The sequence below is a fragment of the Epilithonimonas tenax DSM 16811 genome, assembly GCF_000428485.1.
GTDB classification, from domain to species: Bacteria; Bacteroidota; Bacteroidia; order Flavobacteriales; family Weeksellaceae; genus Epilithonimonas; species Epilithonimonas tenax.
In genome coordinates this window covers 60113-69812 of record NZ_AUAA01000021.1, presented here as the reverse complement: position 1 = coordinate 69812, position 9700 = coordinate 60113, and the positions used below count along the sequence as shown (strand labels likewise).

The 9700-nt window shown below is 40.3% G+C and carries 6 protein-coding genes and 1 pseudogene; 1 reads left to right on the top strand and 6 read right to left on the bottom strand.

Annotation, left to right across the window (positions count from 1 at the left end; translation table 11 throughout):
- Positions 1-17 precede the first annotated feature (17 nt).
- Entirely contained in the window at positions 18-1526 is a 1509-nt protein-coding gene (locus F564_RS0111630) for an FMN-binding glutamate synthase family protein (RefSeq protein ID WP_028122802.1), read from the top strand.
- A gap of 48 nt (positions 1527-1574) precedes the next feature.
- On the opposite strand, the pseudogene F564_RS21210 reads toward F564_RS0111630, so the two are convergent.
- From F564_RS21210 to ilvC, 6 genes and pseudogenes are all read right to left on the bottom strand, one after another.
- A pseudogene (locus F564_RS21210) lies at positions 1575-1921 on the bottom strand (SecDF P1 head subdomain-containing protein).
- Between the two features lie 98 nt (positions 1922-2019).
- Positions 2020-2319 (bottom strand): hypothetical protein, encoded by a 300-nt coding sequence (locus tag F564_RS0111620; protein ID WP_028122800.1) that lies wholly within the window; start codon positions 2317-2319, stop codon positions 2020-2022.
- Between the two features lie 645 nt (positions 2320-2964).
- On the bottom strand, positions 2965-4494 hold the full coding sequence (guaA, locus tag F564_RS0111605) for a glutamine-hydrolyzing GMP synthase (RefSeq protein WP_028122799.1): 1530 nt from the start codon (positions 4492-4494) through the stop codon (positions 2965-2967).
- A 444-nt stretch (positions 4495-4938) separates the two neighbouring features.
- A complete protein-coding gene (purD, locus tag F564_RS0111595) occupies positions 4939-6177 on the bottom strand; it encodes a phosphoribosylamine--glycine ligase (protein ID WP_028122797.1) in 1239 nt (412 codons plus the stop codon).
- 350 nt (positions 6178-6527) lie between these two features.
- On the bottom strand, positions 6528-7796 hold the full coding sequence (ilvA, locus tag F564_RS0111590) for a threonine ammonia-lyase IlvA (RefSeq protein WP_028122796.1): 1269 nt from the start codon (positions 7794-7796) through the stop codon (positions 6528-6530).
- Positions 7797-8154: 358 nt separating this feature from the next.
- Positions 8155-9636, bottom strand: a complete 1482-nt coding sequence (ilvC, locus tag F564_RS0111585; RefSeq protein WP_028122795.1) for a ketol-acid reductoisomerase — start codon at positions 9634-9636, stop codon at positions 8155-8157.
- Positions 9637-9700: the final 64 nt, after the last annotated feature.

Below are 9700 nucleotides of genomic sequence, written 5' to 3'. Positions count from 1 at the left end.
AAAAAAAAAAAAACATTATGAGGAACAAATTCATTTTTTGGGGGATCGTACTAGTAATCGTAAGCTGGACCACAGCATTACTCATAAAAGCGGATTATTGGATTCCTATTCTGCTGACCTTTTTATACCTCTTAGGCATTTATAATACGTATCAAACCAAACATGCCATTCTCAGAAACTTCCCAGTTATCGGTTATTTCCGTTTTATCTTCGAAGGCATCTCGCCAGAAATCCAGCAATATTTTATAGAAAGAGAAACAGATGGAAAACCCTTTCCAAGACATCAGCGCTCTGCGGCTTACAGACGGGCAAAGAACGTGAGCGACACAGTACCTTTTGGAACTCAGCTGGAGATCAACCACAGAAAATATGAAGGCATCAAACATTCTATCTACGCCAAACATCCAAAGGAAGAACTGCCAAGAACCATTATTGGCGGACAGGATTGCAAACAGCCTTACAATGCTTCGCTTTTCAACATTTCCGCAATGAGCTTCGGCGCTTTGAGTGACCGTGCCCAGAAGGCTCTGAACCGAGGTGCTAAAAAAGGACATTTCTACCACAACACAGGCGAAGGCGGCATCTCACCACACCATTTGGAAGGTGGCGATCTTTGCTGGCAGATCGGAACCGGCTATTTCGGATGCAGGGATGAAAACGGCAACTTTAATGCTGAGCTCTTCACAAAATATGCGAATCTTGAGAATGTAAAAATGATCGAGATCAAACTATCGCAAGGTGCCAAACCAGGTCACGGCGGTGTTTTACCGGCTGTCAAAAACACGCCAGAAATTGCAGCCATCCGACACGTACGACCAGGAATCACGATTCTTTCGCCACCATCGCACAGTGCATTTTCTAGTGCAGAAGGCTTGCTGAAATTCGTAAAACAACTCCGTGACTTGTCTGGCGGAAAGCCAACTGGCTTCAAATTGTGTATTGGTGACACCAAAGAGTTTGAAGACATCTGTGAACAGATGAACATCCTGAATATCTATCCGGACTTCATCACCGTAGATGGCGCAGAAGGCGGGACAGGTGCTGCACCACCGGAATTCTCTGACGGTGTTGGGATGCCTTTGGAACCGGCCCTGATCTTCGTCAACCGAACCTTGATCAATTATGAAATTCGGGATAAATTAAGAATCATTGCTAGCGGAAAAGTGTTGACCTCACTGGATATTCTAAGGGCCATTGCTATGGGCGCCGATCTTTGCAACAATGCCAGAGGTTTTATGTTCTCCTTAGGCTGCATCCAGGCTCTCAGATGTAACACCAATACTTGTCCAACAGGCGTTGCCACACAAGACAAAATGCTGATCAAAGGTCTTGACACCAATGACAAAACCGAACGCGTGTATCAGTTTCACAAAAACACACTGTACACTTGCAATGAGTTGATAGCGGCGGCCGGACGGGAAACTTACGACCAAGTGGACGCGTCTATGTTTATGCGGAGCGATGAGTTTGAACACCTGTCAGATACTTATTTCCCTGATATTTTGGAGAATGTGAGGAAGAGATAAAACAAAAAGACCTATTCTACTGAATGGGTCTTTTTGTTTGAAGATCTACTATTTCATATTTTGGATCAACTCATCAGTTTCTGCCTCTGTAAAATTACCAGCTATCTGAACCCTTCGATTATTAATGGCATCATTTATAATTGGCGCAGACACGATTTTTTAACAAATACCATAGCAATTGGTTTTCCTATATTATTCTCTGTCAAAATTTTTAATTTTTTCGCGCCTTCCTTATTCAAAATAAGATCAATCACTGGCCTGCCTAATTCGTCGTTCAATTTTTTGAAGTCCAGGATTTCATTTTTGGTTATTACTGGATCAGAGGAAAGCCGGAAGTATTTCAGCTTTTGGGCAGAATCGTTTTGCAGATTTGCGATGGGCGGGATTTTTACCACTAATGTTTATTCGGAGTACAGAATTTTCGGCTATCACTAAACTGTCTGCGGAGTGCGAAACCCCGCCTATTGCAAATGTGCTGTTATAGGCTGGCCTTTTAGTCTCCATAAGCAATGAGTCCGCTTTGTTTTTTATCAGCAGTGTCAAATAACTGAGTTAACTTTTTTACGTCAGTGTCAGCTTGTAATTGCTTTTGTATAACAGTTTGTCGAATTTGTTTAATTAGCAAAGTCCCTAATCTGAAATCTGAGTAATAGTCAAATCGTCTGTCAATGATTCCTTTATTCTGCAAATTGTCAAATGTTTTGTCGTCCAGTCCACCAACAAACTCAAGTCCTAATTGCTCAGAATGGTTTGGTTTTGCTTGGTCGTCTTCTATGATGTAAAAATCTAGCATCGTGTCTCGCTTTTAAGCTTGCCTATAACTTCATAATTAATAATACTGTAGAATCAGTCAACTCTATCCGTTGGAATTGGATCTTCTTTTAATTTTTAAGATTCTTGGTTATTTTTCCTGTTCATCTCTTCAGCCATTGGTTCAAGCTCATGGTAAACATCTTGGAAACTTTCGATAAATTTCTGTTCTAAAAAAACCATAAGAATTTAAAAACTTTGGTCCTGCCGACGTTTTATAAAATTGATAAATTTCATTTATGTCATCATCCGTAACAACCTCTAAAAAAGCTCTAGAAAGCCTTTTTGTAATTTCAGTATCAGGCAGCTTATTCTCAATTTTCACCAATTTCAAACTGTCTTTTTCACTCTGGTTATACTTTCAAGGTTGAATTCTCATATCAATTAATAGTGATTTGTACGATTCTATTGTCCCATTAGGTTTTAAAATATATTCTGTTTTCTCCTTTGTATTTTGACTAAAACAAAAAGCATCAATTAAAATCAGTAAAAAATGAAATATTTTATTTTTCATAAGTATGAGTATCAATTTGAATTTAAATATAAATCATTAATTACCTTAAATTAAAGAATCCAGCAAAAAACTTGCTGGATTCATCATTGATCATTTATCTCTTATCAAATATTTTTACTCCCACTCAATGGTTGCTGGTGGTTTTGAGCTGATATCGTAAGCGACTCTGTTGATTCCTTTAACCTCATTAATGATTCTGCTGGAAACCGTGTCCAGAAATTCATAAGGCAATCTGCTCCAGGTTGCAGTCATAAAATCGATGGTGTTTGCAGAACGAACGACGGCTGTGTATTCATAAGTTCTTTCGTCGCCCATTACGCCTACAGATTTCACCGGAAGCAAAACGACAAAGGCCTGAGATACTTTTTCGTAGAGGTCATTTTTGTACAATTCTTCGATAAAAATATCGTCTGCTTCCTGAAGGATTTTGACTTTCTCTGCATCCACTTCACCCAAAACTCGGATTCCTAAACCTGGTCCAGGAAATGGATGTCTGTAAACCAACTCGTGTGGAATACCCAATTCCTCTCCTACTTTTCTCACCTCATCTTTGAACAATTCTCTGAGTGGTTCTAGCAATTCGAAATTCATTTCTTCTGGTAATCCGCCTACGTTGTGATGGGACTTGATTACCGCTGAAGGTCCTTTTACGGATTGAGATTCTATGACATCTGGATAGATCGTTCCTTGCGCCAGGAATTTGGCACCTTCAATCTTTTTAGATTCTTCATCGAAGACGTGAACGAACTCATTCCCGATGATCTTGCGTTTTTGTTCTGGATCGCCAACACCGGCTAATTTGGATAAAAATCTTTCGGAAGCTTCCACCAGCTTGATGTTCATTTTGAAGTGCTTGCCATAATTTTCCATCACTTTTTTATCCTCGTCTTTTCTCAAAAGTCCGGTATCAACGAAGATACAGTTCAGCTGATCACCGATAGCTTTGTGGATCAGAACTGCAGCTACAGAAGAATCTACACCACCGGAAAGTCCAAGAATCACTTTGTGGTCGCCGACTTTTTCTTTGATCTCAGCCACTGTTTTTTCGATATAGTTGGTCAGTTTCCAGTTTTTATCTGCTTTACAGATTTTGAAAACGAAGTTCTCTATCATCTTTTCACCCTCCTCGGAGTGTGACACTTCCGGGTGGAACTGTACGCCGAAAATTTTCTTCTCAGGATTTGAAATAGAGGCGATCACGCCAGATTTTGCATTCAGTTCAAAACCAACAGGTAATTCTGAAACCTCATCGAAGTGGCTCATCCAAACGATCGAGTTTTGAGAAACACCTTCGAGCAATTCGTTTTCTTTTACGATATCCAAATGTGCTTTTCCGTATTCACCTTTTTCACCTTTTGCCACTTTTCCGCCCAAGAGATGCGCCGTCAATTGCATTCCGTAGCAGATGCCAAGAACTGGAATCCCTTGTTCGTAAAGATCTTTTTCTACAAGATGGGCATCTTCTGCATTCACAGAACTTGGCCCTCCGGAAAGGATGATTCCTCTTGGCTTTTTCTCAAGAATCTCGGATAATGGCGTGTTAAATGGCAGTATTTCTGAATAGACTTCCATCTCACGGATTCTCCTTCCGATGAGTTGATTGTACTGGGAACCAAAGTCTAAAATAATAATTCCGTTTTGCATATAGTTGATGTAATATTTTAAAATTTTGCTTAAATAAACGTTCTTTTGTTTGAATCTCTTCTTATTGTTGATGATGACGGTGCTTTTTAATTTTTTAATCGCAAAGTCCGCCAAGATTTTTTTTGAATTGATTGAAAATATTTTTAAGGTACAGAAAAATAATTCGGCAAGTGCAGTATCAACTGCAAACTCATCAAAGATTGAAAAACCGTAATTACTTTGCCCCTGTTAATAATGTTGCGAAACCCCATAGCCCCGATGGAAGCGGCATCCTTTTTTTGTTTTTGGTAAAAATTGCTTTTGGATGACCAAACCTGATAAACAAAAAAAGATACAGCGGACAGCGGGAAACAGCTCCATAACATTTTTTATTAAAACCTGTTCGACGTAGTCCAACAGCTCCTAAAAGAAAGAGACGCTAGTCGCCCAACATCTCTTTGTATTTTAAAATTTTGCAATATCGTCTCGGTAGAAAGCGTAGTCGAACTGTACCGGGACGGCGTCCTCGTAAACTTTCTTGCGCGCCTCGTCATAGGTGTCTCCCAAAGCAACGATGTTCAAAACACGTCCTCCTGTAGAAACCACGCTGCTGCCTCTGTAATCTGCCCCTGCGTAAAGAACGGTACTGTTTTTCACTTTTTCTGCGCCGGTGATCTCATAACCAGTCTCGTGGTTTTTTGGGTAACCGCCAGAACAAACTACCAGACAAACTGCTTTTTTATTTTTGAATTTAAGATCCAGTGGTTTGCCGCTGAGACAATCCTCTATGACGTCTACCAGATTGTTTTCCAAAAGTGGCAAGAGAACTTGAGTTTCCGGATCTCCTAATCTCATATTATATTCTAGAAGGTAAGTTCCGTTTTTGGTCACCATCAATCCGAAGAAGATGAAGCCTTTGAAGCTAAGGCCTTCTTTTTTAAGACCTTCTACCGTTGGATTCATAATGTTCTGGACAAAATCCGCATTGTGAGCTTCCGTATATTCTGGGCTTGGTGCCACAGAACCCATTCCGCCTGTATTGGGACCTTTGTCACCGTTGCCTGCTTTTTTGTAATCTTTTGCAGCTACGCAAGGATACAATTGATCGCCGTTTGAGAAAGCAATGATAGACGCTTCAAAACCTTGAAGAAACTCCTCTATCACGACTTGGATCCCAGCATCTCCGAAGATCCTTTTGATCATAAAATCGTGGATCGTGCCCTCTGCTTCTTCGAGATCTTCTGCAATCACCACGCCTTTTCCGCCAGCAAGTCCGCTGGCCTTGATCACCAAAGGAAATTCCTGCTTCTGCAAATATTCTTTAGCTTCTACGTAAGAATCGAAAATGACAGCTTTTGCCGTTTTGATGCCGTAGGTCTGCATAAATTTTTTGGAAAAAGATTTGCTGCCTTCCAAAGAAGCTGCTTTTTTTGAAGGACCGAAAACCTTAAGATCAACTTTTTTGAATTCATCCACAATCCCTTCTACAAGAGGTGCTTCCGGGCCAACGATCGTAAGATCCACTTTATTTTTAAGCGCAAAATCTCTAAGCGCTACTATATCACTTTCGTTGATGTTTTCTCCTAATTTTTCGGTAGTGGCATTTCCGGGCGCAAAAAACATTTTTGTAATTCTGCTGTCTTCGCTTAGTTTTAATGCTAAGGCAGAAGCACGGCCGCCGTTTCCTACAATAAGTAATCTCATTTGTTAATATTTAAATCTTTTTGGTTAAATGTCCAGCACAAAATCAATATCGATCTTTGCGTTTCATTCAGTTTTCAGTTCAACTTTTTAAAGTGCCAAATTTAAGGTTTTTTGAGGACAAATCCTTTACCAATTTTGTGGTAATTTCTTAAAAAAAATATAAAGTTTTATATCGTTATGGGAATTGCATCGGCATATCCACAAATCATATTTTCGTCTATTCTTTACCAAAACCTTTATTAACCTTCGCCCAATAGAACCAGAACGCCACACTGTAGTCTTCCCGGATTGTGGTAAATGGCGAAACAATCATAAACGCGGCCCATCGTCAGAGTTTATTTCAATTCATATCAAATCAACATACTAAGGACATCCGGATTATCATTAAGGTAAGATTCAAAATAACCTAGCTGCTGCATTCTCTGTTTCAAACCATCAAAATCCAAAGGCTTGGACAATTCTACACCCACAATTGCCAAAGCGGTTTCTCTGGAATTTTTCTTGGTGTATTCGAAATGGGTGATGTCATCATCAGAGCCCAGCACATTCAGAACAAAATCTTTCAAAGAACCGGGACGCTGCGGAAACTTGACCATAAAATAATGTTTGAGCCCTTTGTACAACAATGCACGTTCTTTGATCTCCTCCATTCTGGTAATGTCATTGTTGCTACCGCTGACGATACAGACCACGTTTTTGCCCCGGATTTCATTTTTGTACTGTTCCAAAGCCGAAATAGACAATGCTCCAGCTGGTTCCAAAACAATCGCCTCTTTATTATACAGTTGAAGAATGGTGTCACAAACTTTGCCTTCATCCACAGAAATACAATCCGAAAGTGCATCCTTACAAATCTCAAAAGTAAGATCACCTACTCTTTTGACCGCTGCACCATCTACAAAACCATCCATCTTTTCCAATTCTGTATTGCTGTTATTCTGAATAGATAAACTCATGGAAGGAGCACCTTTTGGTTCGACTCCAATCAATTGCGTTTCTTTAGAAAGTTTCTTAAAAACCGTTGCAATGCCGGAAGCCAAACCGCCGCCGCCGATCGGGATGAAGACAAAATCAATAGAATCTGCTTTCTGTTCCAAAATCTCCAAAGCCAAAGTGGCCTGTCCTTCTATAATCTGAACATCATCAAAAGGATGGATAAAGGCAGCACCAAAGGTTTCTGCAAAAACAAAAGCCGCTTTTTTAGATGCATCAAACGTGTCACCTATCAATCTGATTTCTATGCAATTACCGCCAAACATCTCAACTTGTTCCAACTTTTGTTTCGGCGTGGTGACAGGCATAAAAATAGTGCCTTTGATATGAAGCTGCTTGCAGGAAAAAGCAACACCCTGCGCATGATTGCCCGCACTGGCGCAGACGATACCATTTGAAATTTGACCTGCGTCAAAAAGACTTTTGATTTTATTGTAAGCACCTCGCAATTTGTACGACCTCACAGGTTGCAAGTCTTCTCTCTTGAGAAAAATATTTGCTCCAAGGTTTTCTGATAATCTTGCGTTGTATTGCAAAGGCGTGTAATTCACGACGTTTTCTATACTTTTCCGGGCTTCCTTTACCGCTTCTAAAGTAGGAAATATGAGCGTTTCGTTCATCTTCATTTATATTTCAGATTGTTTGATTTTGGGGTAGTTGAACACAAAATGCACAAAGATTTTTTTTAATAACCAACTGTTCTAAGTTCACAAAGCCGCTTGGCTTAGAAAAGCTGTCTTTTTTTGTTTTTTAAATATGGTCATTCCGATTAGAGTCAGTAAGTTTTATTTCCTTAGGAATGACAAGATTTGAAATTATTAACACACTTTATTTTTATGACAAATCCCATAGCCCCGATTGACTCTCGTTTTATATTTTTTTATTTGAATCGTCGAAACTCGTTCCTCGTTTTGTAGCGGCATCCTTTTGTGATGAGGAACGAAGAGCAAAAGATATAGCGGAAAGCGGGATTAGCTCCTAACTTTAAACCGTCTTAATAGACTTCATCGCGGTCATCGCGTGACGTAATTTTTTGCCGACCACCTCAACGGGATGATTGCGCAAAACATCGTTCACATGAACCAATTGTGCGTTGTCAACCGTAGTAGATTTTCCCTCGTTAAAGTTTTTTCCTACCAGATCTGTATCCACAGATTTCATAAAATCCGTCAACAAAGGTTTGCAAGCCTGATCGAAAAGGTAACAGCCGTATTCTGCAGTATCAGAAATCACACGGTTCATCTCAAAGAGTTTTTTTCTGGCAATGGTGTTGGCAATCAATGGTGTTTCGTGAAGCGACTCATAGTAAGCAGATTCTGGTTTGATACCGGCCTGAACCATCGTCTCAAAAGCCAGTTCCACACCAGCTCTGATGAAGGCGGACATCAAAAGGTAGTTGTCAAAATAGTCTTGTTCATCTATTTTCACATCACCTGCAGGTGTTTTTTCGAAAGCCGTTTCTCCTGTTTCTGCACGCCATTTCAAAAGATTGGTGTCACCGTTTGCCCAGTCTTCCATCATTATTTTGGAAAACTCGCCGGAGATGATATCATCCTGATGTTTCTGGAAAAGTGGACGCATAATGTCTTTCAGTTCTTCTGACAATTCGAAAGCTTTCAGTTTAGCAGGATTGGAAAGCCTGTCCAACATGCCGCTCACACCGCCGTGTTTCAGAGCTTCTGTGATGACCTCCACGCCGTACTGAACAAGCTTGGAAGCGTAAGCTGCATCGATTCCTTTCTCCACCATTTTATCAAAGGAAAGAATAGAACCCGTTTGTAAAAGTCCGCACAAAATGGTCTGTTCGCCCATCAAATCGGACTTCACCTCTGCTACGAAAGAGGATTTTAAAACGCCCGCCTTATGGCCGCCAGTTCCTACACAGTAAGCTTTTGCTACTTCCCAGCCTTTGCCTTGCGGATCATTTTCGGGATGAACGGCAATCAGCGTAGGAACACCGAAACCACGGAGATATTCTGCACGAACTTCTGAACCTGGGCATTTTGGAGCGACCATGATTACTGTGATATCTTTACGGATTTGCATCCCTTCTTCCACCATATTAAAACCGTGGGAATAGGACAAGGTTGCGCCTTCTTTCATCAAAGGCTGAACGGTATTGATCACAGAAGTATGTTGTTTGTCTGGCGTTAAATTGATGACCAAATCTGCGGTTGGAATCAGTTCTTCATAAGTGCCGACTTTGAAATTATTTTGGGTTGCGTTTTTCCAGGAATCTCTTTTCTGATCGATGGCTTCCTGACGCAATGCAAAGGAAACATCCAGTTCGCTGTCTCGTAGATTCAGGCCTTGATTCAGACCTTGAGCGCCACATCCTACGACTACGATTTTCTTTCCTTTAAGGGCAGAAATGCCGTCAGAAAATTCTGAACTGTCCATAAAATCTGCTTGTCCCAATTGACGCAATTGCTCTCTAAGTGATAAGGTATTGAAATAATTTGCCATTATATTTTTATTGTTGATAAGTGATTATTGATAAATGATTCGAATTTTGAACACAAAGCGCACA